Here is a 24900-nt window from a genome sequence, read left to right as displayed (position 1 = left end):
GGCAATTTTTAACAATTGTGCTTAACTAAAGATAATTTTATCTTTTGTAAAGTAGATTTCAGCGTGCAGCAAGTAGTTTGGGGATTGTTATTATTTGCAGTATTTAATAGTCATGCAAAAACCATTAATTTAGCTCATACAGTGAAGCATGAAAACTTTAGTCAGTTGTTCGGTAAGCTTGCAGAGCAAAGTGGTTTGACAATTCACTCAGTTTTAGTTGATCAAAAAGCGTTAAAAGTGCGCTTGGTGCAAAATGCACATACTTCTAACATGACTGATGTTATTATTGTACCCGCAGATCACCTAGGGCTTAGTGAGTATGCTAACTTTAGTGAGATCCCTACTTCTTTAATCGCTCAAACAACAGATAAACGAACTTTAGATACAGCAAGGGTGTCAGGAAAGCTAATCGGCATTCCTATTATACAAGGTAACCACCTGCTACTTTTTTATAACTCTAAATTTATAAAATCTCCTGTTACCGATTGGCAAGATATTGAAAAATTGAAACCTACATTGCCAAGCCACGTAAAATTAATAACGTGGAGTTTCATGGAAATGTATTGGTTTATTCCATTTTTAAGTGCTTTTGAAGGTAATTTGATAGCTGACGGCCAAGCTCAACTTAACACACCTTCTATGCATGATGCGCTACGTTTTGTTTGGGGTTTAAATGCGCGAGACATTGTTGATAGTCAGTGTGACTATGCGTGTTCTCATCAAGCATTTCAGCAACAACAAGCCGCGTTTATTGTTAACGGAGCATGGGCACTCAACACTTATCAGCAAGCACTTGGTGAAAATCTGTCAGTGCAATCTTTGCCTTCTCTCAATGGGCGAGTGATGCAACCTTACTATTCAACCTTTGTTCTTGCCTTTCCAAACGATAGCCTCAATGGCCCAAATAAAGATAATTTACGTAAGTTTGCCAAGTTGGCTCAAGAAGCATCTTTTCAGCGCTTAATCTGGCAGGAAATTAGTGATATACCTGTAAATATAGAGGTGTTAGAGCATCTTAAAAACGAACAAGGGACTGTATTTGGCACTTTAGTTGATGCTTTAAAAGAAACAAAGCCTATGCCCTCAACGGCAACCATGATAATTGTTTGGGAGGTGCTTAATAAAGGTTTTTCACGTTTTGGCAGCGGAGCGTTAACAGCTGAACAAACGGGGCAATTTATGCAAGGCCTTGCTGAACGTTCAATTGCAAATGATGGGGTGCAATGAAAAACCCTCGTTTTAGTCGGGCACTGTTTTTTAGTGTGTTACTACTTGTTATCACCCCATTACTTATACTTGCTGCTTTGATGATAGGGCGTTTCTATTTAAATTCAATCGAGCAAGCAAACACCAGTTTGCAATGGCAAGCAAGAAATAACGCAGCAAGCTTAGAGCAATTATTTTTTAAACTTGAAAAGAATAGCCAGGTACTTAGCAATACAAAGGCAATTGCGGAACTACCTGACAAAGTAGTTTATTCACAGTTTGCACTCATGCAGTTACAGGAATTTGTGAATACTAACCCGCAAATAAGTGCTGCGATTGTGATAGATAATCAAGGCTTTATAGTCGAAGGTTACCCAATAACATCGCTAACACTTAATTATTCACTGACCAAACAAATTTTAGAAAACAGCCAAATTCTAGATAATCAAAACACGATTCAAGTTTTGGATAACGTACACCTTAATGAACTTTTTACTCAACAAGACACAAAGCATAGTGCCTTGTTAGCGATTACTTCAACACTGTTAAATGAGCAAGACTCACTTAGTGAGCCAATTAAAAAAACAGGTGTCTTAGTATCATTTATTCCTTTGTCAGAGGCCGTTAAGTGGCTTGCGAAACATAATGAACAACCTCTTTATCAAACGGGTAAGCAAGTTCAGTTGAAGGTGAAAGAGCAAGTCTTATACAGCCTAGGGGATGCTTTAGATAAAGCTCAATTGTCATCAGAAGCGACTATTAATCGTGTGATATTTGACAATGCCTTGAGCCCTTTACTTTTTAAGATAAATGAAACTGAATCAGCCTATACAACCGCGGTCAAACAAACCGCTGTGATGGCAGCAGGGTTGATTATCACGCTGTTTATAATCTCATTTCTTCTCGTTCGTTGGTTAACTCTGCGGCTGCATAATCCATTAAATCGCATTGCAGCAATAAGTCGGGAGTTTGCGTTAGGGAATTACAAACAAGTTAAAAATAACTTTCACTATCAAGAGTTTAAAGATATTGCAGATTCCCTCAATAGTATGGCCGAAACTATTGATATACAAATTACGTCATTACAATTAGAGAAAATTAGGGCTGAGCACTCAGAGCAAGTTAAAAGTCAGTTTTTGGCAAACATGAGCCATGAAATTAGAACGCCAATGAATGGGATTGTAGGGTTTTTGCAGTTACTAAATAAAAGTGAGTTAAGCCAAGAGCAAACTGACTTTGTTAGGCAAATTAATAATTGCAGTGATGTTTTACTAACCGTTATTAATGACATTCTTGACTTCTCGAAAATTGAAGCCAATAAAATTGAGCTTGAACACCGCCAATGTGATTTAGTCGCTCTGTGCAATGATCTTATTTTATTGTTTAAACCTAGTTGTGATGCCAAAGGGATCGTATGTCGGCTTGATGTCGATAAACTTGAAATTTTAACCGTTGAGTGTGATGAGATACGTGTTAAACAAGTGCTGATCAACTTACTCTCCAATGCAGTAAAATTCACAAAGCAAGGAGAAATCACCTTATCACTTAATGTGGTTCATCAAAGCAATGAAAAAACAAGGATTGAATTTGCTGTAAAAGATACCGGTATAGGTATTGCTGAAGATAAAATTAACGCGTTATTTAACCCCTTTGTCCAAGCTCAGAGCAATATAACTAGAGAATATGGCGGTACAGGCCTTGGGCTTGCCATAAGTAAAGGCTTAATCGATTTAATGGAAGGGGAAATAAACATTAATAGTGAGCTTGGTAAGGGCACTATTTTTACAATTCAAGTCGATTTTGAAACAGTTTTAGAAGACCTTAATATACAGCAAGCTGAGCAAACGGCTGATAGGTCAAGGAATGATTTTTCTGTGGTAGAAAAACCACTCCTAATTGCAGAAGACAACCCTATTAACCAAATTGTGATTACAAAATATTTAGCACAATTAGGGCTTAAATATGAACTTGCGGATAACGGACAAGTAGCGTGCGAGAAAGCATCAAATAAAGAGTACGCTTTAATCCTAATGGATATTCAAATGCCTGTAATGGATGGTTTAACGGCAAGCAAGATTTTGCTAAATAAAAAGGGTTTTAATACACCTATTATTGCTGTCAGCGCGAACGCAATGAAAGAGGATATAAATAAAAGCATTGCGATGGGGATCAGTGACCATATTGCTAAACCAATTAACTTTGAGGAATTGGAGCTAGCATTAGCAAAGTGGCTATTTCAGCAAAATTAACAGCAGAAATAGCCATTTCAATTAAAACGCGTTATTGTCTTTTTTCTGAATAAGCTCAATTGCATAGCCATCAGGGTCTTTAACAAAAGCAATTTCAGTTGTGCCACCTTTTACAGGGCCTGGCTCACGGCTAACATTACCGCCAGCAGCTTTAATGTCGTCGCATGCTTTATAAATGTCATCAAACTCGATAGCAATATGGCCATATGCATTACCTAGATCATAGCTGTCAGTATCCCAGTTATAAGTAAGCTCAAGCACAGTTGTATCTTTTTCGTCACCATAACCGACAAAAGCAAGGGTGTAGCGGTACTCTTCATTGTCTGCACGGCGCAGTTCTTTCATACCTAATACCTGCGTATAAAATTCAATTGATTTGTCTAAATCAGCAACGCGAAGCATTGTGTGTAATAAGCGCATTTTAAGCATCCTCTTTCTTGTCTTTAGATTCGCACAACTCTAATAACGCAGTAAGGCTGCGTATTAAAACTCTCAAAAATGGATTATAAGTTATTTCAATTGCTTGAACAGTAACATTGAGACAAAGCGTAAAGCGTTTGATATGAAAAGGGTGAAGTTATGCAGCAATCAATAGGTATTGCTGCATAACAATGAGGTATTCGCGGTATAAGCGAAAGCTTAGCTTTTCACTTTACCTTTAAGTACATAAATTTCGCCATCAAAGCTCCCTTGAATTGTCAGGCCCTGACCCGCCAACTCCTTAAGATATTCGATATGCTCATTAGTGATATGTTGCCCAGGGACTAACAGTGGGATACCAGGAGGATAAGGTGTCACTAATCCGGCACAAATTCGGTTGTTACTTTTGCTAATTGGTACAGATTCACGTTCGCCATAGAATGCATCACTAGGAATACAGGCTAAGTCTATAGCGGGTAGATTCTCTGGTAGGCGTGTGCGCCTCATTGAAGTGGCAAGTTTTACTTTACCGCTATCGAGTTTCTTCAGCGCATTGTAAAGACGTATGATCTTTGAGCGAGTACCGCCAAGAGTCAGTAAAACTAAAATGGTGCTGTGTGTGTATTTTTCTATTTCAAGGCCAATTTCATCTAATAGGAATTTATGAATATCCTTTAATGAATAAGGTAACTCGCTAATATCGATAAGGATCTTCAGCGGGTCATGACCCATGTTATCGCCACTAAAATGTGGGAATATATCCATGAAATCTTGCTTATCGAGCACTTTAATATGTTTCAGTGAAGCCATTTGCTGCTTAAACTCTGCAACGTGATTCAGCAGAGCATTCAGTAATTTATAACCTTCCATTTCTAATTGCTTTTGGCATACATCCAGCGAGGCAATGAGCTGATATTTTGGCGAGGTACTGGCGTAAATACTGTAGATCTCACGGAAGAAATCGGCATCGAAATCAGGGTCGTTAACATGAATATAAGACGCCTGAGAGAACGCTGAAACCACTTTATGTGCCGAATGGGTAACATAGTCTGCGCCAGCATTAATAGCTGAGTAGTGGCGTAAACTTGGATGGAAAAGCGAGTAAGCAAACCACGCTTCGTCGATAAACACTTTAATACCGTGCTGATGTGCAAATTCAACTACTTGTTTTAAATCGCTAAGCAGACCATCGTAGGTACAGCCGGTTAAAACCAGTAATTTAGCATCGCTATTTTGTTCAATCGCTTGCTTAATGTCAGCCAATGAAGGGGGCGCGAAGATACCATATTTAGGATTTAAAATACTCGATAAGTAAATAGGTAAACTAGCCGATTGCAAAATGCCGTAATGTACTGATTTATGACAGTTTCGGTCGATGATCACCTTGTCGCCTTTACGCAGTAAAGTTTGCAAAATAATCTTATTTGAAGTGGATGACCCATTGGTAACAAAGTAGGTATGTTTTACTTCAAATGTCGCCGCCGCTGATTCTTGAGAGCGGCCTATGGTGTTGGTACTGTCTGATAATGAGCCAAGCGAGTCGACAGAAACCGACAGGTCGCCAACAAATACGTTACGGCCATAAAACTGATAAAAGTCTTTAATATACGGAGAATTTCTAAAGCTAGCACCGCCACTGTGACCAGGCGTGTGCCATGAATCGTTCGATTCACCGACATAACGACGGTAAGCGGTCCAAAATGGGGTTTCTGAACGGTCATCAAAGTCATTGATCATATAGCCCAAGATTGCTTCAGGGTCTGAAATGACCTCGTCTTTAAAAAAGAAAGATTCAATTTCTTCTGACTCGTTGACTATCTCCAAGCCTTTCGTATCGTCACCGATAACATAGACAGGCAGCTCAAGGCGTATGCCTTTTAATTGCTCGATAAAGCGACTATAGGTGCGCTCGCCATTGTTCAGTACATCCCAACTAAGTACCACAGCTTGAATATCGCCATCTTCCTCTACACATTTCAACGCTTGCTTGAGCTCACTGCATTCAATAATGTCGATATCTACATCATTACGCTCAAAATTAGGGATTGTTTTTTCTAGGTTCGTTGAAAGCTCTTGCAAGGTGGCAGGATCTTGCTCAATTAACAAGATACGAAGTAAAGGTAACATAGCAACTCTCATAAAAATTTCACATTACTCAACAGCATAACGAAAGGATTGGAGCTTGTGAAATTAATACTTTGATATTTTTGTTCCGATACAGGTTATGCTTTTTTGTTAGGGCATGTTTTACAAAGTGACCTTTTAAAAAAGCGTTATAAGAATCTACAACTATACTTATAGGCTTTTTCTGCGCGTTAGTCGCAGAGACAGTTGAAATTACATGTTCTTGCTGTAAAAGTAATTGCTTAAGTAAAAGATTAATAAAGCACTGAGTGAATAAAGAGCATTTACTCTGCTAAATAGTAGGATGACTTCCTACTCGAAAAAATGCTCATGTAAAGAGTGAGTGTAAAAGCCACTCAGCCATGTACAGATAAAAATAAAGATAAGCCTGCGAAGGAGAATAAAACATGGCGAATTTTGCCAATTTTAAAACCGTAGTCATCTCTATATTGTTTGCGTTTTGTACAAACGCGGTTATTGCAGATGAAATATCAAAGTCAAACAACAGTCAGAAGTCGATAGCCAAAGCGACTGAATTCGTTACCCAGCATAAAGGCACCTTTAATGGTACAAAGCTGAAATACAAAGCTGTAGCCGGTGAAACTTATTTATTAAACAAAAACGAAGAGCCTACTGCAGCTATCTTTTCATTTGATTACATTGCCGCAAACGACAACAAGAACAGACCGATTACATTTATTTGGAATGGTGGCCCAGGCTCATCGTCTAATTGGTTACATATGGGCGCATATGGTCCTAAACGAGTCGTTGTACCAAGTAATGCAACGGATCCTCGGTTGGCTCCTTACGAATTAAAAGATGCGTCAGAGACGATTCTTGATGTGACTGATATGGTGTTTGTGGACCCTGTTGGTACAGGTTACTCGCGCGCATTAGGTGACACTGAAAGCAAAGCTTTTTGGGGCTTAAATCAAGATGCAGCCTCTATTGCTGATTTTATTGCCCAGTGGTTAACAAAAGAAAACCGCTGGAATGCGCCAATATTTTTATTGGGAGAGAGCTATGGTACAACTCGAGCAGCAGCGGTTTCTAAAGTACTGATGGATAAACACCTGATTAATGTAAATGGCATTATTTTTGTGTCACAAGCTTTAGACTATCAAGGTTCAAGCCCTTATGTTGATGACAACATCATTTCTTACATTACTTACATACCCACACTTGCTGCAACTGCTTGGTATCATAAAAAAGTAGACACATCTGGAGATTTTGAAGCTTTTATTGATGCGAGCCGACAATTTGCTGTTGATGAATTATTACCAGCATTATTTAAGGGGAATGCGCTTAGTACCACTGACAGAACGCGAATAGTTGACGGTCTTCACCGTTATACAGGGTTAAGCAAACAATATATTGAGCAGGTTGATTTACGCATTAACGCCTTTAGATTCGCTAAAGAGTTATTGCGTGATGAGGGAGTCGCCATCGGCTTTCTTGATGGACGTTATAAGCTTGATGAACGAGATGATTTAACCGCGGCTCCTAAGCAAGATGCGTCAAAAGTGATAGGGCCAGCATATAAAGCGGCACTGATGAAATACATGCGCACAGATTTAAACATACAGTGGAAAAGAAAATATCTGAACCCTGGCGATCCTGAGTTATCAGATAACTGGCGCTGGCGTACTGCTCCTGATGGACAAGGATGGGAGCCAAGATACGTCAATACAGCGCCAGATTTATCTTATGTGCTTCGCAGCAATCCACAAATGAAAGTGATGGTTGCCTCAGGGTATTACGATATTGTCACGCCATTTTTTGATGCAGAATACACCTTGAACAGACACGGTATATACGCTGATAAAATTGACTATCACTATTATCACGGCGGTCACATGATGTATGTTCATGAACCAGCAAGAGTGTCGCTGTTAAATGATACGCGAGAGTTTATTAAAAAGCAGGTGAGCCAAAACCCACGATAATGGCTAGGCGCATTGTGCCAAGTCTTGTGTTTGGCACAATGTGCAAAATGAGCTTATGGAGTGATCGAAAAGGTTAAGAATGTTACACATATAGCGCCTAAAAACGATTAACCATTGGTGCTCACCGACCATATTTGTTGTCAATGTTTGCCAATATCTGCCATAATTAATGACTGTAAATATATAGGAATTAACTATGGCAACTTTAAATATCTCTATTCCAGATGAAATGCGTTCATGGATTGATGCCCAAGTTGAGTCAGGTCGATTCTCAAATGCAAGTGATTATATCCGCGATTTGATCTGCCATAATCAGAGTGAAAAAGATGTAATTAGAATGGCATTAGTAGAAGGTGAGCTAAGTGGTGAGAGTAAGTTAACCGTTTTAGATATTATATCCAAATCTAAAAAACTTAATGTGAATGGCTAAATATACACTCTCTAATAAAGCTCAACTACACCTAACTAGCTAATGCAGGTCCTAAATAACATTTAACTATTCCGTTTTTTCTTTAAACTCACACAAGTCTTCAATAATACAGCTGCCACATTTAGGTTTACGAGCAGTACACACATAGCGGCCATGCAGGATTAACCAGTGGTGCACATCGACTTTAAATTCTTTAGGTACCACTTTTTCTAATTTTTGTTCTACAGCAACTACATCTTTACCCATGGCGAATTTTGTGCGATTTGATACGCGGAAAATATGAGTGTCGACTGCAATTGTCGGCCAGCCAAAGGCCGTATTTAATACGACATTCGCTGTTTTTCTACCCACACCAGGGAGTGCTTCAAGGGCTTCACGGTTTTCGGGCACTTCTGAGTTATGCTTATTAACCAGAATCTCACACATTTTATAAACGTTGTTGGCTTTTGAGTTAAATAAACCAATTGTTTTAATGTAGTCACGTAGGGCTTCAAGGCCTAAATCTAAAATCGCTTGTGGCGTATTGGCAACAGGAAACAGTTTGCGTGTAGCTTTATTAACACCTACATCCGTTGCTTGTGCTGATAAGGTTACAGCAACCAATAATTCAAACGGGCTTGAGTATTCAAGCTCTGTTTCTGGGTGCGGATTTTGCTCACGAAGACGAGATAAGATCTCATAACGTTTTTCTTTATTCATGGTGAGTGTAAAGCACGCAGTGACGGTGCGTGCTCTCCTTTAGGTTAAACTCGTTACCCGGGCCCGAGGGCCTTTTTCTACTTCTGGAGTAACTACTTGCTTTGATTTTATTTGGTTATCAATCACATTCTTTGCAGCAATTAACAAACCAAGACCTAAAAAGGCACCTGGGGGTAAAATTGCCAATAAAAATTGATTGTCGAAACTAAACACTTCAATACGCAGTGCTTGTGCCCATGGGCCGAGCAACAAATCAGCACCATCAAAAAGGGTGCCTTGGCCAATTAATTCTCTTATAGCGCCCAGCACAACAAGCACTAGCATAAAACCTAAGCCCATCATTAAGCCGTCAAAGGCTGAAAGGGGGACTGTATTTTTTGACGCAAATGCTTCAGCGCGACCTATAATTGCGCAGTTGGTCACAATAAGGGGAATAAAAATACCAAGAGATTGATAAAGCCCAAATGTATAGGCATTCATCATCAGCTGCACAATCGTTACAAAGCCTGCGATGATCATCACAAAAACAGGAATACGAATATCTTTAGGTACCCAGTTACGCACAATCGATACAGTTACATTAGAACCAACAAGTACCAATAAAGTTGCTAAACCAAGACCTAAAGCGTTTGTTACTGTAGAAGTCACTGCTAGCAGAGGGCACAAGCCTAATAACTGCACAAGGGCGGGGTTATTAGCCCACATTCCATCTTTAAATAAGGTTTTTACTTGGCTCATTCCTGACCTCCTTGGCAAGCATTAGCTGCTGCAAATAGGTTATCAAATTCAACTTGTGCAAATAGCACAGCTTCTTTTACTGAGCCGACTACAGCGCGTGGTGTAATCGTTGCTCCAGTGAATTGATCAAACTGGCCGCCATCTTTTTTAACAGCCCAACGATTGTCATCTTCACCTAACACAGTCTGACCTTTGAATAAGGTGATCCAGTCAGATTTTTTTACTTCGACCTTGTCGCCAAGCCCAGGTGTTTCTTCGTGTTTTGTAACACGAACTCCAGCAATTTCACCATTAGCAAAAACGGCTGTTAGCAAGTTAATATCGCCGCTATAACCGCTTGGCGTAACATGGCGCATTACAAGAGCGTATGGTTTATCGCTTTTATAAGCTCGATAAATAATTTGTTCGGGTCTGGGTCCTAAACGTTCATCTGTAATAATGACACAATCTTTATACAGCTGATTATCGTAATGGTGAGCGTCAAGCACTTGCTGTAGTTGCTCGGCGAGCTGCTTCTTTTCTTGGTCACTTATACGCTGGGCCGTTAGGCTATGAGTGAGCGCTACAGCTCCTGTAGTAAGTAGTGCAAAAGCGGTTAAGATACCACCGTTTTTAGTCATTGAGGAAAGGATCATTATTTCACTCCATGGCCGTAAGTGCGTGGCTGTGTATAGTAGTCAATTAATGGTACTGCCATGTTTAGCAGAAGCACACTAAAAGCGACAGCATCAGGGTAACCACCAAATGTGCGAATTAAGTAAACAAGTAGACCAATTAAGGCACCATAAATTAAGCGACCTTTATTTGTGGTTGATGCTGACACAGGATCGGTCGCGATGAAAAACGCCCCTAGCATTGTGGCACCACTGAATAAGTGAAATACCACGCCAGGCTCTGTCCCAGGTGATGCTATATAGCCAATAGCACTACATATAGTTAAAGCACCCAGAAAGCTTACAGGAATATGCCAATTAATGATTTTAGCTTTTAATAAATAAAGACCACCGATTAAAAAGCCGAGGTTAACCCAGCCCCAACCAAGACCAAACCAGTCATTAAAAAGAGACTTACTCATGCTCTCAGCTACCGTTAGGTGATGGGCTACATCCGTTTTAACGGTATCAAGCGGCGTTGCCATCGTTGTGCCATCAATGGACACGCGAAGTTGATCTACGCTAAATCCAGCGCTAGTAAAACCATTGAAAATAACAGACAGCTGTTGTGAAAAGCTAATAGGCGATGCAAGTAAATCACTCACAGGTAACCAACTGGTCATTTGCACCGGAAACGAGACAAGCAGTAATACATAAGCGGCCATTGCTGGGTTAAATAGGTTGAAGCCAAGTCCACCGTATAGTTGTTTAACAATAACAATAGCAAACAAACAACCTATAACAATAATCCACCAAGGTGCTAAAGGCGGAATGCTCAATGCTAGCAATACTGCAGTTAGCCATGCACTGCCATCGCTGAGAGTTGGCCACACCTTTCGCTTACGTAGCAATAAAACTGCCGCTTCACATACACTAACCGTGATTAAAGCGAGTGTAAGCTGAATTAAAACTGCGGTGCCAAAAAAGTAAACTTGGGCAATTAAGCCAGGAATACACGCAGCAATCACGGTGATCATTAAGCGGCTTAATGATTTATGGCTATGATTATGCGGCGAACTCGCCATGGTTAGTTTCATGACTTATCGTTTCCTTCTTGTTGTAACTTTTTCGCTTTAGCTCTTGCAATTGCACGAGCGACCGCGGCTTTTTTCTTATCTTCGTTAGACTCAGGTTCATCAGATTCCGGCTTGGCATCAGCCTCATCATTTGAATCATTTATTTGCTCTGAAGAATCATCACTCTGCACTTGCTCTTTAGCGGCTTTTTTCGCTTTGGCACGTGCGATAGCTGCAGCAACGGCGGCTTTTTTCTTGTCTTCGTTAGATTCAGGAGCGTCAGCTTGTGGCTGGGCATCAATCTCAGCACTTGGATCATTAGTTTGCTCTGAAGAATCGTCACTCTGCGCTTGCTCTTTAGCGGCTTTTTTCGCTTTGGCTCGAGCTATGGCAGCTGCAACGGCGGCTTTTTTCTTATCTTCGTTAGATTCAGGAGCGTCAGCTTGTGGCTGGGCATCTGCCTCAGCACTTGAATCATTAGTTTGCTCTGAAGAGTCGTCACTCTGTGCTTGCTCTTTAGCTGCTTTTTTGGCTTTAGCACGGGCGATAGCAGCTGCAACAGCAGCTTTTTTGTCATCGACTGGTGCGCTATTTTCTTCAGCATTGTCTTGATTTTCAGCAGCTTGCGCCGCTTTTTTCGCTTTAGCACGAGCAATGGCTGCAGCGACAGCGGCTTTTTTGTCATCGACTGGTGCGCTGTCTTCTTCAGCATCATCTTGATTTTCAGCAGCTTGCGCCGCTTTTTTCGCTTTAGCACGGGCAATGGCAGCAGCAACAGCCGCTTTTTTGTCATCTTTAGGAGCAGCGTCTGCCACTATGTGATCTTCAGCAGCCTGTGCGGCTTTTTTCGCTTTAGCACGGGCAATAGCGGCGGCAACAGCAGACTTTTTATCGTCTTTATCGGTGCTTTCTTCACCTTGCTCTTGTGCTTTTTGCTCTTTGTATTTACGCGCCTGTTCTTTACGCGCTGCACGCTCTCTAGCTACTTCAGAGTTATCAGGTTCAAGCTCTGCACCTTGCTTTTTCGCTTTCGCACGGGCAATAGCAGCAGCGACAGCCGACTTACTGTCTTTATCATCAGATTTAGATTTAACACGCGCAAGTGCATCGGCTACTTTTTGTTTTTCGCCATCTGATTTTGCAGCGGGTTTACGTTTGTGACGGTTTTGGCGCTCTTCCTGCTCACGCTCTAAACGCTCTTTACGTGCTTCAAAACGCTCTTTGGCACGTTCAGCCTTAATTTGCTCAGCTTGTTGCTCTTTAATTTCAGCCTTAGCAACACGGTAATATTGTACCAATGGAATTTCGCTTGGGCATACATAAGCACAAGCACCACATTCAATGCAGTCGAATAAATTGTGCTCATTTAGCTTGTCGTACTCTTTGGACTTAGCGAACCACTGTAATTGCTGAGGTAATAAAGAGGCCGGACATGCATCTGCGCAGGCACTACAGCGAATACAGGCTTTTTCATCGCCAGGTTCAGCCAACTCTTGATGATCAGGCGCTAAAATACAGTTGGTGGTTTTCACTATACCAATACGCACGGTTGGTAAAGTAAAGCCCATCATCGGACCACCCATAACAACACGTTGTTGTGGGACAGCAGAGAAACCTTGGCAATCCAATAAGTGCTTAATTTCAGTGCCCAGTAAAGCCCACACATTACCTGGTTTATGGATTGTATTACCAGTGACTGTGACAACTCGCTCAATCAATGGTTTGCCTTCAAATACCGCTTGATTAATAGCAAAGAGTGTACCGACATTTTGTACCAGCATACCAATATCTGCTGGAATACTGCCATTTGGAACTTCTTTACCTGTCAGTAACTTTATTAGTTGCTTTTCGCCACCTGAAGGATAAACCGTTGGCACTGTTTGCACTATAATATTGTGATTGTGCTGAGCTGCCTTTGTCATAGCAGCAATGGCTTCTGGCTTATTATCTTCAATGCCAATAATTGTTAGCTTAGGGCTTAATAATTGCTGCATTAGCTCAATACCCGCAACAATACCATCCGCATGCTCTCGCATTAACATATCATCAGCCGTAATATAAGGCTCACATTCAACGGCATTAACAATTAAAAAATCGATGTCTTTGCGGCTGTCCGCTTTTACATAGGTTGGAAAGCCTGCTCCGCCCATACCGGCGATACCACTTTGATGAATAATATCGACGAGTTCATCATGAGAGAGGGCGGCAGCATCACTAATAGGTTTCAGTTCACACCAATTATCCAGCCCGTCAGGTTCAATAACTACGCTGAGTTCAGGTAAAGCTGAGGGATGCGCTGATGGCATAGGGGATATTTCACAAATGATACCTGAGGTAGGCGCATGCACAGGTACAGACCAGTTTCCACTTGGTTTTGTTAATGCTTGGCCTTTAAGGACCTGCTGGCCTTTTTCGACAATCAGTTTGCCGTTTGCGCCAATATGCTGTTTTAACGATACAACCAGCTTTTGTGGCAATGGCAAACGTTGTATTGACTGAGTTGTTGATACGTGTTTTTGACCAGGTGGATGAATCCCACCAGGAAATGGCCACACTTTACCTTGTTTAATTTGTTCGATTAACGTTTCCATTTGTGCTCCTAATCTACTTGAGTCACAGGAATTGCGTTTAATTGCCATTTCCATGTTTGCTTTGTTTCTTTAATTGGCAGCATATCTATACAATCTACAGGGCAAGGTTCTACACATAAATCACAGCCAGTGCACTCATCAATAAGCACGGTATGCATTTGACGAGTGGCACCCACAATGGCGTCGACAGGGCAGGCTTGAATACACTTGGTACAGCCAATACACTCATCTTCACGAATATAGGCAACCGTTTTAATAGGGTCTGCTTGTTCGCCACCTGCGAGAGGCTTGGCTTCAACCCCCATTAAATCGGCAAGTTTTTTTACTGTGGCTTCGCCGCCTGGCGGGCATTTATTTATTTCATCCCCGTTGGCAATTGCTTCAGCATAAGGGCGGCAACCAGGGTAACCACATTGACCACACTGGGTTTGCGGTAAAATAGTATCTATTTGATCGACAATAGGATTGCTTTCAACACGAAAACGTATCGCTGCAAAGCCTAAAATTAAACCAAAGACGAGCGCTAATGAACCAAGCGCTATTAAGGCATAAAACAAGGTCATATTAAAACTTCACTAATCCTGTAAAACCCATAAACGCCATTGACATGAGGCCTGCTGTTATCATTGCGATTGATGCGCCTTTAAATGGAGTAGGGACGTCAGCTGCCGCTAAACGTTCACGTAGTGCGGCAAAAAGAATTAACACCATAGAGAAACCAACTGCTGCGCCAAAGCCATATACCGCAGATTGCAAGAATGAGTGATCTTCTTTGATGTTAAGTAAGGCGACACCTAGTACAGCGCAGTTAGTGGTGATTAAAGGTAGAAATATACCTAGCAGGCGATACAAGGTTGGGCTTGTTTTTCGTACGACCATCTCTGTAAATTGCACCACTACAGCGATGACCAAAATAAAGCTCATGGTACGTAAAAATTCAATATCAAGAGGAATCAAAATATACTGATTCACTAAATAGCTTGTTACAGAGGCAAGAGTAAGCACAAAGGTTGTCGCCAAGGACATACCAATTGCGGTATCCAATTTACCCGATACACCCATAAACGGGCATAAACCTAAAAATTGAACTAATACAAAGTTGTTGACTAGCACGGTGCCAATCAATAACAGGACATACTCTGTCATGCGTGCCTCACAAGAATAAAAACCCCTCCATTATCCTTTTTTCTTGGGGTCGACACAACACATGAGAGACGAATAGCTAAAATAAGCAGGGGAGTTGGGTATGAAAGTGTTAAATTGAGGTTAAAGACCTGATAAACAGTAGGTTTATTAGGTCTTTTAAGGTGAGTTAGATGTCTTTTGGCTTCTCGATATAGTAGCCTTGAACGCCATCTAAGCACAGTGTTTCGATAATATGTTTCTCTTCTTGGCTTTCTACACCTTCAGCAAACACACTCACCCCAATGCGGTGTGCAAGGTCAACCATTAAGCGCATGAAATATTGATTATTTTTATCTTCTTCTAAGCCTCGCGTGTAGCTTGCATCCATTTTAATAAAGTCAGGTTTGAGGTCCCTAAAGAATTTAAATGAGGTTAAACCCACACCAAAGCGTTCTACCGTTATACGTGCACCGACACGATGAACCATATCAATAAAGCGTTTACTTGCTTTGATATTTTGCTGTAAGCCGAACTCACTTACCTCAAAAATAAGTTTTGATGCGATATTACTGTCTTTTAACAGCCGACGCTCTAACCAGATCACAAATTGATCATTATGTGCGCTTGATGCTGTAACATTTATACCAAAGAATTTTTGTGAGAAGTTGCGAGTTTTCACTTTTTCTAAGGTGGTGTCGATGATTAACCGATCAATCTCCATTGCCATATCAAGCTTTTCTGCCATAGCAAGGAAAGAAGCGGTTGGGAGCATCTGATTTTCAGCTGTTTTAAAACGCACTTGAATCTCTGCATAGGCTTTCACGCTTTTGCCGATAGGCATAATATTTTGCATCACCAAATGAACGCGTTTCGATTCTATAACTTCGTTAATAACTTTTCGCCAGTTTTGATTTCCAAATCCTGCGCTCACGTTATTAACCAGGTCTGTTTCTCGTTGCACATGCCATGCATTTGTTTGTTTAGATTGAGCCATGCTCATCGCATTATCAACGATTGATAATAGCTCACCAAGCGGTTTACCTTTCTCATAACCGACAATGCCAGTATTAGCGACAGAGCTAAGCTCTTGGTTTTGTTGGTATTGAGTAAACCGAGACTGTAGATTATCACCAAAACGCTCTGCTTCTTTAAGTGGTGTATTAGGTAACACAACGGCAAAGTCAGAGCTATTTAAACGAAACACTTGGCTATTCGTGTAAGTGCCGCTTATATGCTTAATAATGTCGGCAACACCCTTAACGTACTCATCTCCTTTTTGATAACCACGAGATTGGTTTATTGCCTGTAGTTCACTACACCTGATCATGGCTAGAGAGCCAAATGTACTCTTTTCAGCATTTTCAATGTGTCTTTCATAGTATTCAACGAACATATTTCGGTTGCCTAAATTTGTTACTACATCTTTATAGGCTTCTTTTTTGATACTCATCGCATTTCTTTGAATATCGTCATGTTTCGTTTGCAAAAAGTGCGAAAGACGATTGAAAGAGGGGATTAAATCTTTACTCAGCTTTTTCAAGCGCGATGTGTCCATTGCGTTTTCAAGGTCGCCGTCAACTTGGTTTTGATTGATATAGATATCAATAATATCGGCAATAGTGGTGCTTATCTTCCGGTTGAGGCGTTGGAACATGCTTTTCATATAGAAGATAGGGAGTATTGCAATTAAACCCGAAAATAAAATAATGATGAATAGGGATTGTTGAAGTAATTCAGCAAGGTGGTTTACATTTATAGTAAATTCAACTTTGATATCTGAGGTCGGGTTTACAGCAAATTGTGGACGAATAGAATTAAATGTGCTGTTTACAATACTGGCAAATAATGGCAAAGGCTCTGAGTTTCTCACTGCAAATACTTCATTACCATCTGTGTCGCGTAAAACGAATTTTGAGAAGGTTGCACCATCTGTTAGAGCGCGTTTAATTTTTTCAGGAGCTAGTTCTTCAGCAGTTAAACTACTTATATATGTATTTACTGTAAGTTGTGCTTTTTTTTGGGCATCACTTACTGCGTTGTCAAAGCTTAAGGCAATAAAAGAGCCGCCCAGCAGTGTAAAAAGCAGCCAAGAGATCAATTGTACAAATATAAGTTTTTTAAAACCAGCCATGTTTTCTTATCTTTTAAGAGCCTAAAGGAAGGAATCAATTCCCTGATTGATTTCTTTAAGTACAGTTTATTCTAATTTTATAAGAAATAAAGAGTTAAGCAAAGATAGAGTAGAATATAAGTATTGGAAAGTCTAATACATTTGTTGAGTAAGAATAGGGGAGATAAAGATATTTTTTAGAAATTTGGCTCCCCCTCCCCGACTCGAACGGGGGACCTGCGGATTAACAGTCCGTCGCTCTAACCAACTGAGCTAAGGGGGAACTAATAGAGTAGTGCTTATATGATTTGGCTCCCCCTCCCCGACTCGAACGGGGGACCTGCGGATTAACAGTCCGTCGCTCTAACCAACTGAGCTAAGGGGGAACAATCATATTCATAAACTTGGCTCCCCCTCCCCGACTCGAACGGGGGACCTGCGGATTAACAGTCCGTCGCTCTAACCAACTGAGCTAAGGGGGAAACGTTTATGGCTGAAAAACTTGGCTCCCCCTCCCCGACTCGAACGGGGGACCTGCGGATTAACAGTCCGTCGCTCTAACCAACTGAGCTAAGGGGGAAGCGTCATGCCTTTCAACGGGGCGAAATATTAATGACAGCTTTGCAAAGTGTCAACATAAAAACTTCATAAATTCAAAAAAGAAGGCTATTCGATGTTTTTATGTTCGATCTGAGCAAAATCTGGCTGAAAATCGCGGCGTATTTACTATGAAATACCAACATTCATCTTTTAACAGTGAATTTTTTGCATGGTTTTTATACCCGACGCGATATTTCAAAATTGCGAAAAGTATTCGTTGTATAGATTTTCATCTTCTAAGAGAGAAAACTATCATTTATCTAAGATTTTTTTATCGTGTGGAAAATTCAATCTAATCGATGACGCAATCGGGCTAGAGTGTGCAGTTAAGGGAGTCATTTTTTCTGTCGCGTGGGAATATGATTTGAAAAATGTTAGTTTTTATGACGCGAAACGCAAAGTAACAATATCGATTATTTAATATTTTCTTATTGTTAATCAAGTTGTTATGGGTGTTGTAAAAAAGAGATGAATATTCTAATCGCTTATTTAGCAAGCTAGGTAGGTGAGCTAATTATCGCTTTTATCAATTTCAAGACTAAAAGCGTCAAACACTAAACTTGTCTTGTTTTATTATTTAACTCTGCAACTCTCCTTTAGAAGCCTTGATAAATGCGGCTTCCAGAGAGTTATCCACGGTTTCTGTGGATAACTCTGTTTATTAAACTTTAAGAACAGCTATAGTGCTAGGTTTCTAGGGCGCTACAGCAATTTCAAGTACTAAAATGATTTTTTTTATAGTATTTAAAATCAAATAGTTAGTCTTTTAAACTGAAGTAAGGCTGAATTAGCAGGTAATTTTTTTACAGGCTATTAAATGGTCTATTTTATTGTGTAAAAAAACAGCGTTTACTGCATTTTAAATGTAATAAAGCTATTAATAGTGTTTTTATATTGTTTTTTGATGGGGTTGGTGGTTAATTTTGCACCAAAGTGTCAAAAGTAGCACTTTAATAACCTGTAAGTGACATCCTGAAATAATCTTACTGAAATACTCTTTGCTAATACTAAGCGTATAGCTGTTTTAAAAACTAATTCATCAAAGGGTACTTCTTTATAAACGTTGCAAGCGTCTAGCTTCACATTATATAGCAATGGCAGTGAAGCTTTCTTTGAATAAAGCATGGCTTGCAAGGGCAGGATGCTTTAAACTTACAGGTTCAGTAAAAGAGGCTAAAGTATTCCCATGAGCGTGACTTCGCAAAGCAAATCTAAACCTGATCTTTTAAACTCGCCAATCTTACCTACGTTAAAAAAAATGACCATTCCAATGATTTTTGGCATGATCACACTGATGATGTTCAACCTTGTTGATACCTTCTTTATCAGCCTGCTGGGTACAGAACCTCTTGCGGCCGTCAGTTTTACCTTTCCTGTAACATTTACTGTGATTAGCTTAGCAATTGGTTTGGGCATAGGTACTTCAGCCGTAATAGCTAAAGCGTTAGGTAGCGATAAGCTTGAGGAAGCACGCTTTGATGCGAGCATTGCATTATTGATCTCTGTCGTGATGGTGTTTTTTTTATCGCTGCTTGGTTACTTACTCATTGCGCCTATTTTCAAGCTACTCGGGGCAGGGCAGCAAGTATTGCCATTGATACATGACTACATGAGCGTGTGGTTTTTGGGAAGTGTCTTTTTGATCACACCGATGGTGGGAAACTCTGTTTTACGTGCAAGTGGTGATACAAAAACACCGAGTATCGTTATGGGGGGGGCTGGCTTAATCAATGCTATTTTAGACCCTATACTTATTTTTGGTTTCGGCCCCGTTCCGGCTCTTGGTATTCAAGGTGCTGCCATTGCAAGTGTCATTGCATGGTCTGTTGCTGTAGTGATTATTCTCTATATTTTAGCGGTTAAGAATGGCTTATTAAGTTTGCACGCAGGTCAACAAACTGTCATAAGCGCAGTGCGTAAGATTCTGAAAATTGGTTTACCCGCAGCAGGCGCAAATATGTTAACGCCAATTGCTATGGCGGTGATGACAGCCCTTGTGGCTAAGCATGGCCCAGAGGCTGTTGCAGCTTTTGGAGTAGGCAGTCGTATAGAATCAATAGCGAGTCTTGTTGTATTGGCACTGTCGATGACATTGCCTCCCTTTGTCAGCCAGAACTTTGGCGCTAGAAAATTTGAACGTGTAAAAGAAGCTTATACCACAACGTTAAAGTTTGTGATGATTTGGCAGTTTGCTATTTATTTATTACTAATTGTGGCATCAGGGTTTATTGCTGAGGTATTCGGTAAAGAGCAAGCTGTTATTGATGTTATTAAGCTATTTATTTACATTCTCCCTTTAAGTTACGGCTTGCAAGGGGTCATTATTTTATCTAATTCATCTTTTAATGCGTTACATAAACCTATGAATGCATTAATTTTAAGTGTTGTACGTTTATTTATTTTCTATGTTCCTTTTGCCTATATAGGTAACCTTATGGCAGGACTGACAGGGTTATTTATTGGTGCTGCTGCTGGTAATTTATTTACAGCTGTTGTTGCTTACAAATGGTTTATAAAGGATGTGGATCTTTTAAGCTCTGCATCGATGAAGGAGTGTCATTCATGAGCGATCATTTTCAACTAGTCTCACAGTTTCAGCCCAGTGGCGATCAGCCAACTGCCATAGCGCAGCTAAAGGATGGGTTAGAAGCCGGCCTTGCACACCAGACCTTATTAGGTGCAACGGGAACAGGTAAAACCTTTACTATGGCTAATATTATCCATGATTTAAACCGTCCCACGATAATCATGGCACATAATAAAACATTAGCAGCACAGCTTTATGGCGAAATGAAAGAGTTTTTCCCACATAATGCGGTTGAGTACTTTGTTTCCTATTATGATTATTATCAGCCCGAAGCCTATGTTGTAGCAAGTGACACCTTTATTGAGAAAGATGCATCTATTAACGAACATATTGAACAAATGCGTTTGAGTGCAACGAAAGCACTATTAGAACGTCGAGATACTATTATTGTTGCCTCAGTATCAGCTATTTATGGTTTGGGTGATCCCGACTCTTACATGAAAATGATGCTGTTACTAAAAGTGGGTGAGACCGTTGACCAGCGAGATATGCTGCGCCGTTTAGCTGAGCTGCAATATACACGCAATGATATAGAGTTTAGTCGTGGTACATACCGTGTGCGTGGTGAAGTGATTGATATTTTCCCCGCTGAGTCTGACACCTATGCAGTACGTGTTGAAATGTTTGATGATGAAATTGAACGTCTCAGTATTTTTGATCCCCTAACAGGGGCTGTAGAAAAGCATATTGTTCGCGCGACAATTTACCCAAAAACGCACTATGTAACACCTCGCGAAAAAATTCTGGACGCCATTGATAAAATTAAAGATGAGCTTAAAGACCGCCGCTCTCAATTGCTCAGTGCTAATAAACTAGTAGAGGAGCAGCGGATAGCCCAACGTACACAGTACGACATCGAAATGATGACTGAACTGGGGTATTGCTCTGGCATCGAAAACTACAGTCGTTATTTATCAGGCCGCACACCTGGCGATCCACCGCCAACATTATTAGATTATTTACCCGACGATGCATTAATGATCATTGATGAATCTCACGTTACTGTATCGCAAATTGGTGCGATGTATAAAGGTGATAGAAGCCGCAAGGAAAACCTTGTTGAATATGGCTTTCGTTTACCATCGGCATTAGACAACCGGCCATTACGGTTTGAAGAGTTTGAGGCTATTGCGCCGCAAACTATTTATGTATCAGCAACGCCGGGTGATTTTGAACTAGCACGTTCAGCAGGAGAAGTAGCGGAACAGGTGATTCGTCCGACAGGGCTTATAGACCCTGAAATTGAAGTGCGACCTGTAAGTACTCAGGTTGATGATTTATTGTCGGAAATTTACAAGCGTGTAGAGGTTAACGAGCGAGTATTGGTTACCACGTTAACTAAGCGTATGGCTGAGGATTTAACTGACTATCTAAATGATCATGATGTAAAAGTTCGCTATTTGCACTCAGATATCGACACCGTCGAACGGGTTGAAATTATCCGTGATTTACGTGCTGGTGTATTTGATGTCTTAGTAGGCATTAACTTATTGCGAGAAGGTCTTGATATGCCAGAAGTCTCTTTGGTGGCGATACTTGATGCAGATAAAGAGGGCTTTTTGCGATCTACACGTTCATTAATCCAAACCATAGGTCGTGCGGCTCGTCACTTAAATGGTAAAGCAATTTTATATGGTGACCGTATAACAAACTCTATGCGTCAAGCCATTGATGAAACAGACCGTCGTCGTGAAAAACAGCAGGCTTACAACCTTGAACATGGTATTGAGCCACAAGCTCTGGTTAAAAGTATCACCGATATTATGGATGTGGGTGAAGAAGCAGCGCCAAAAGACAATCTTAAATTAGTACGAAAAGAGTCAAAACAGGTATTAAGCGCGAAACAAATAGCTGAGCAGATTAAAAACCTTGAGGCAAAAATGCATGCTTATGCAAGTGACCTTGAGTTTGAAAAGGCAGCCTCTGTGCGTGATGAAATACATGAATTACAACAACAATTAATTAACTAAGTGCAATGACAAATAAATTTTCAGCCATTTTAACTGCGTTAGCAGATGCGCCGCTTGCGGCAAATGAGTTATGCCGAATTTTTCATGGCCGTGGCCACTCAGTGACTGAGCTTAGCCATATTAATCTTGATTTTTATCCACCAGCCCTGTTTTTAGTTTCTTATCAAGAAATTGAAAATGATGAACTAACGCAATTAACAGATACAATTTGGCAGTGGGCACAAGAGCATGTTCCTGAGCTTGTAAACACGCTGGTTTATCAACAACGCAGTGGAATTAATACACGTAATACTTTGATCTTCGGTGAGTTACCGCAAGAACATGTCGTAACCGAAAACAGTATTAAGTTTAAAGTTGATTTATTAAGCAGACAAAATACCGGTATTTTTCCGGATATGCGTCGTGGCCGTGAGTTTGTTCAAGCCAATAGTAATAACGCAAAGGTACTTAATCTGTTTTCATACACCTGTGGTTTTTCTGTCGCTGCAATGCAGGGTGGTGCAGATCAAGTTATTAATATGGACATGAATAAAGGTGTGCTGCGAACTGGCAAGCAAAACCATCAACTTAATGGCTTTACACAAGGGGTGAGTTTTTACCCCCATGATATTTTAAAATCGTTTGGTAAGTTGAAAAAGTCAGCACCGTATGAATTAATCATCGTTGATCCACCCAGCTTCCAAAAAGGGAGCTTCATATTGACCAAGGACTATCAAAAAATCCTGCGTCGATTACCTGAGCTGCTAAACGAAAACACCCAGCTTTTATTGTGCGCTAATAGTCCAGAGCTTTCTGAGCAGGCGTTTAAAGATTTAATTACTGAACATACTCAAGGCGCAATTAGTTTTGTTGAACGCTTGGCGCCTACTGATGGGTTTGTTGAAGTGGATAGTGATAGAAGTTTAAAAGCACTCGTTTATAAATCGGCATAAGAATGGCTCTGAGTAAACGTTTATCTGCTATTGCCTCGATGGTCACAACTGAGTACGACGAAATTTGGGACTGTTGTTGCGATCATGGCTTTTTAGGCATTGAATTACTAAAGCAAAATAAGGCGCCGAAGATTCACTTTGTGGATATTGTGCCAGAGCTAATGCAGTCATTGCGTAATATGCTTGAACGCTTTTCGACAGATAGTCAACGAACAGCTTGGCAGGTTCATTGTCAAGATGTTGCTAGAATTGACCCCAGCCCTAATAAGCGTCATTTGGTCATAATTGCAGGGGTTGGGGGAGATTTACTCGTGCAGTTTTTATCGCAAATAGTATTGCGTAATCCACACTGTCAAATTGATTTTGTTGTTTGTCCCGTTCATCACAGTTATAAAGTGCGAAGCCATATGCAAACATTAAATATGGGCTTAGTCGATGAGCAAATTGTTTGTGAAAATAAGCGCTTTTATGAGGTTATTGCTGTTAGTCCACTGTCATCAGAGCCGCTTTCACGGATAGGCAACAAGATGTGGCAATTGAATAGCAAAGAACACAAAGCATATCTACAGCAATTACGTGCTCACTACGGCCGCATGCTGAATCAAGATGCTGAGTATTATCAAGGTGTGCTCGATGAATATAAAGCGCTAGATTGTTAATTACAGCTTATTAATTTCTTGTTTTACGTTATAGCTTGAATCGGTAACAATCGCTTCAAGTGTTTGTACTCGTTGCTTTAATTCAAGTAATTCAGCGGTAACAGCAGCCACTTGTTCATTTGCTTCTTTGCTGTCTTTTAAAGTACGAGATTTAAACTCGAGGTGTTTTTTATACATATCGTAAATAACACCTGAACTGACTGAAATGAGTACAATTAATACCACCATGGTTGTACCTGACATAATTTATTCTCCTTTTATACTTGTACTTTATTCAATAGAGTATAGCTTGCATTATAAAAAGCAAAGGGGTTTCTGTTACAAGGTATTTCCTGTGTCATGCTATAACGGTGGAGATGATAATAAAAATGAGGAGATAAATACGGTTAAAGCAGCACAATAAATAAACTGCTTAGGTTAATCTGAAGCTTGTGTTAACTTTTTTTCAAAATCAGATTTTACAATTTCAAGGGCTGCGAGTACATCTTCTGCTGGCACATTGTTTTGTTCTAATAGCATGATTAAATCGACAGCAAGCTTAATATGATTTGGCGCAGCCTCCAATTCACGACTCATTATTGAGTTCCTTCTTCTTTGAAACTTGAGTGATGGCAACATCGATAGCGGTTTGTACTTGTTGTTCCATTAGCATTCGCTCTGATTGTGGCAGATAAAACTCCATATCTACATCGTAACGAATATAACGCGCAGGTAACTGATTAAGGACAGTGCAGCACAAGTCAGCCATGATGTCTTCATTGTACACTGATTCAAGATTGCGTTTTGCAATATCATCTACAACGAGCTTTTCAAAATAGTTGTGAATATCATCGTGTAACTTCATA

The 24900-nt window shown here is 40.4% G+C and carries 21 protein-coding genes and 4 tRNA genes; 8 read left to right on the top strand and 17 right to left on the bottom strand.

Annotated features, from left to right (window positions below; translation table 11 throughout):
• Positions 1–63 precede the first annotated feature (63 nt).
• On the top strand, positions 64–1227 hold the full coding sequence (locus LY624_RS10645) for a sugar ABC transporter substrate-binding protein (RefSeq protein WP_341802965.1): 1164 nt from the start codon (positions 64–66) through the stop codon (positions 1225–1227).
• The gene (locus LY624_RS10640) at positions 1224–3455 is read left to right on the top strand and encodes an ATP-binding protein (RefSeq protein ID WP_341802964.1); all 2232 of its coding nucleotides are present in this window, start codon (positions 1224–1226) and stop codon (positions 3453–3455) included. The genes LY624_RS10645 and LY624_RS10640 overlap by 4 nt, the downstream gene beginning before the upstream one ends.
• A 21-nt stretch (positions 3456–3476) precedes the next feature.
• Here LY624_RS10640 and gloA read toward each other — a convergent pair whose 3' ends face one another.
• Both gloA and LY624_RS10630 read right to left on the bottom strand, forming a co-directional pair.
• Positions 3477–3875, bottom strand: a complete 399-nt coding sequence (gloA, locus tag LY624_RS10635; RefSeq protein ID WP_130150690.1) for a lactoylglutathione lyase — start codon at positions 3873–3875, stop codon at positions 3477–3479.
• Between the two features lie 219 nt (positions 3876–4094).
• Positions 4095–6002, bottom strand: coding sequence for an aminotransferase class V-fold PLP-dependent enzyme (locus tag LY624_RS10630; protein WP_130150691.1), 1908 nt, complete (start codon positions 6000–6002; stop codon positions 4095–4097).
• A gap of 404 nt (positions 6003–6406) precedes the next feature.
• Here LY624_RS10630 and LY624_RS10625 point away from each other — a divergent pair, with 404 nt between their 5' ends.
• Positions 6407–7945: a S10 family peptidase gene (locus LY624_RS10625; protein WP_341802963.1), complete on the top strand. Its 1539-nt coding sequence runs from the start codon at positions 6407–6409 to the stop codon at positions 7943–7945.
• A gap of 196 nt (positions 7946–8141) precedes the next feature.
• Positions 8142–8375 carry a type II toxin-antitoxin system ParD family antitoxin gene (locus LY624_RS10620; RefSeq protein ID WP_341802962.1) on the top strand — a complete coding sequence of 78 codons (234 nt, stop codon included), beginning with the start codon at positions 8142–8144 and terminating at the stop codon, positions 8373–8375.
• A 66-nt stretch (positions 8376–8441) separates the two neighbouring features.
• Here LY624_RS10620 and nth read toward each other — a convergent pair whose 3' ends face one another.
• The 12 genes from nth to LY624_RS10560 all read right to left on the bottom strand — a co-directional run bounded on the left by nth (position 8442) and on the right by LY624_RS10560 (position 17887).
• On the bottom strand, positions 8442–9074 hold the full coding sequence (nth, locus tag LY624_RS10615) for an endonuclease III (RefSeq protein WP_341802961.1): 633 nt from the start codon (positions 9072–9074) through the stop codon (positions 8442–8444).
• 39 nt (positions 9075–9113) lie between these two features.
• Positions 9114–9812 (bottom strand): electron transport complex subunit E, encoded by a 699-nt coding sequence (locus LY624_RS10610; protein ID WP_130150694.1) that lies wholly within the window; start codon positions 9810–9812, stop codon positions 9114–9116.
• On the bottom strand, positions 9809–10447 hold the full coding sequence (rsxG, locus tag LY624_RS10605) for an electron transport complex subunit RsxG (protein ID WP_341802960.1): 639 nt from the start codon (positions 10445–10447) through the stop codon (positions 9809–9811). The genes LY624_RS10610 and rsxG overlap by 4 nt, the downstream gene beginning before the upstream one ends.
• Positions 10447–11502 (bottom strand): electron transport complex subunit RsxD, encoded by a 1056-nt coding sequence (gene rsxD, locus LY624_RS10600; protein WP_130150696.1) that lies wholly within the window; start codon positions 11500–11502, stop codon positions 10447–10449. The genes rsxG and rsxD overlap by 1 nt, the downstream gene beginning before the upstream one ends.
• Entirely contained in the window at positions 11499–14072 is a 2574-nt protein-coding gene (gene rsxC / locus LY624_RS10595; protein ID WP_341802959.1) for an electron transport complex subunit RsxC, read from the bottom strand. Before rsxC ends, rsxD begins: the two co-directional genes overlap by 4 nt.
• An 8-nt stretch (positions 14073–14080) precedes the next feature.
• A complete protein-coding gene (rsxB, locus tag LY624_RS10590; protein ID WP_062569984.1) occupies positions 14081–14635 on the bottom strand; it encodes an electron transport complex subunit RsxB in 555 nt (184 codons plus the stop codon).
• A gap of 1 nt (position 14636) precedes the next feature.
• Entirely contained in the window at positions 14637–15218 is a 582-nt protein-coding gene (gene rsxA / locus LY624_RS10585; RefSeq protein ID WP_062569985.1) for an electron transport complex subunit RsxA, read from the bottom strand.
• 166 nt (positions 15219–15384) lie between these two features.
• A complete protein-coding gene (locus LY624_RS10580; protein ID WP_341802958.1) occupies positions 15385–17328 on the bottom strand; it encodes an EAL domain-containing protein in 1944 nt (647 codons plus the stop codon).
• A gap of 185 nt (positions 17329–17513) precedes the next feature.
• Positions 17514–17590: transfer RNA gene (locus tag LY624_RS10575), tRNA-Asn, on the bottom strand.
• A gap of 26 nt (positions 17591–17616) precedes the next feature.
• Positions 17617–17693, bottom strand: a tRNA-Asn gene (locus LY624_RS10570).
• Positions 17694–17712: 19 nt separating this feature from the next.
• Positions 17713–17789: transfer RNA gene (locus LY624_RS10565), tRNA-Asn, on the bottom strand.
• 21 nt (positions 17790–17810) lie between these two features.
• A tRNA-Asn gene (locus LY624_RS10560) sits at positions 17811–17887 on the bottom strand.
• Between the two features lie 1206 nt (positions 17888–19093).
• Between LY624_RS10560 and LY624_RS10555 the strand changes: the two genes are divergently transcribed.
• Genes LY624_RS10555 through LY624_RS10540 form a run of 4 tightly spaced genes read left to right on the top strand, consistent with a single transcriptional unit; the run spans position 19094 to position 24055 of the window.
• Positions 19094–20473: an MATE family efflux transporter gene (locus LY624_RS10555; RefSeq protein ID WP_341802956.1), complete on the top strand. Its 1380-nt coding sequence runs from the start codon at positions 19094–19096 to the stop codon at positions 20471–20473.
• Positions 20470–22464 carry an excinuclease ABC subunit UvrB gene (gene uvrB / locus LY624_RS10550; protein WP_341802955.1) on the top strand — a complete coding sequence of 665 codons (1995 nt, stop codon included), beginning with the start codon at positions 20470–20472 and terminating at the stop codon, positions 22462–22464. Before LY624_RS10555 ends, uvrB begins: the two co-directional genes overlap by 4 nt.
• 5 nt (positions 22465–22469) lie before the next feature.
• Entirely contained in the window at positions 22470–23396 is a 927-nt protein-coding gene (locus LY624_RS10545) for a class I SAM-dependent methyltransferase (RefSeq protein ID WP_341802954.1), read from the top strand.
• A gap of 2 nt (positions 23397–23398) precedes the next feature.
• Complete coding sequence (locus tag LY624_RS10540; RefSeq protein WP_341802953.1) at positions 23399–24055, top strand: tRNA (adenine(22)-N(1))-methyltransferase; 657 nt, start codon at positions 23399–23401, stop codon at positions 24053–24055.
• On the opposite strand, the gene LY624_RS10535 is transcribed toward LY624_RS10540, so the two are convergent.
• The 3 genes from LY624_RS10535 to LY624_RS10525 form a co-directional block, all read right to left on the bottom strand.
• Entirely contained in the window at positions 24056–24298 is a 243-nt protein-coding gene (locus tag LY624_RS10535) for a hypothetical protein (protein ID WP_062569991.1), read from the bottom strand.
• A gap of 174 nt (positions 24299–24472) precedes the next feature.
• Entirely contained in the window at positions 24473–24631 is a 159-nt protein-coding gene (locus LY624_RS10530) for a YbaM family protein (RefSeq protein ID WP_341802952.1), read from the bottom strand.
• Positions 24621–24899, bottom strand: coding sequence for a late competence development ComFB family protein (locus LY624_RS10525; RefSeq protein WP_062569992.1), 279 nt, complete (start codon positions 24897–24899; stop codon positions 24621–24623). The genes LY624_RS10530 and LY624_RS10525 overlap by 11 nt, the downstream gene beginning before the upstream one ends.
• Between the last annotated feature and the right edge of the window lies 1 nt (position 24900).

It is taken from the genome of Pseudoalteromonas sp. N1230-9 (assembly GCF_032716425.1).
Lineage (GTDB): Bacteria > Pseudomonadota > Gammaproteobacteria > Enterobacterales > Alteromonadaceae > Pseudoalteromonas.
This window is presented reverse-complemented; position numbering and strand designations above follow the sequence as displayed.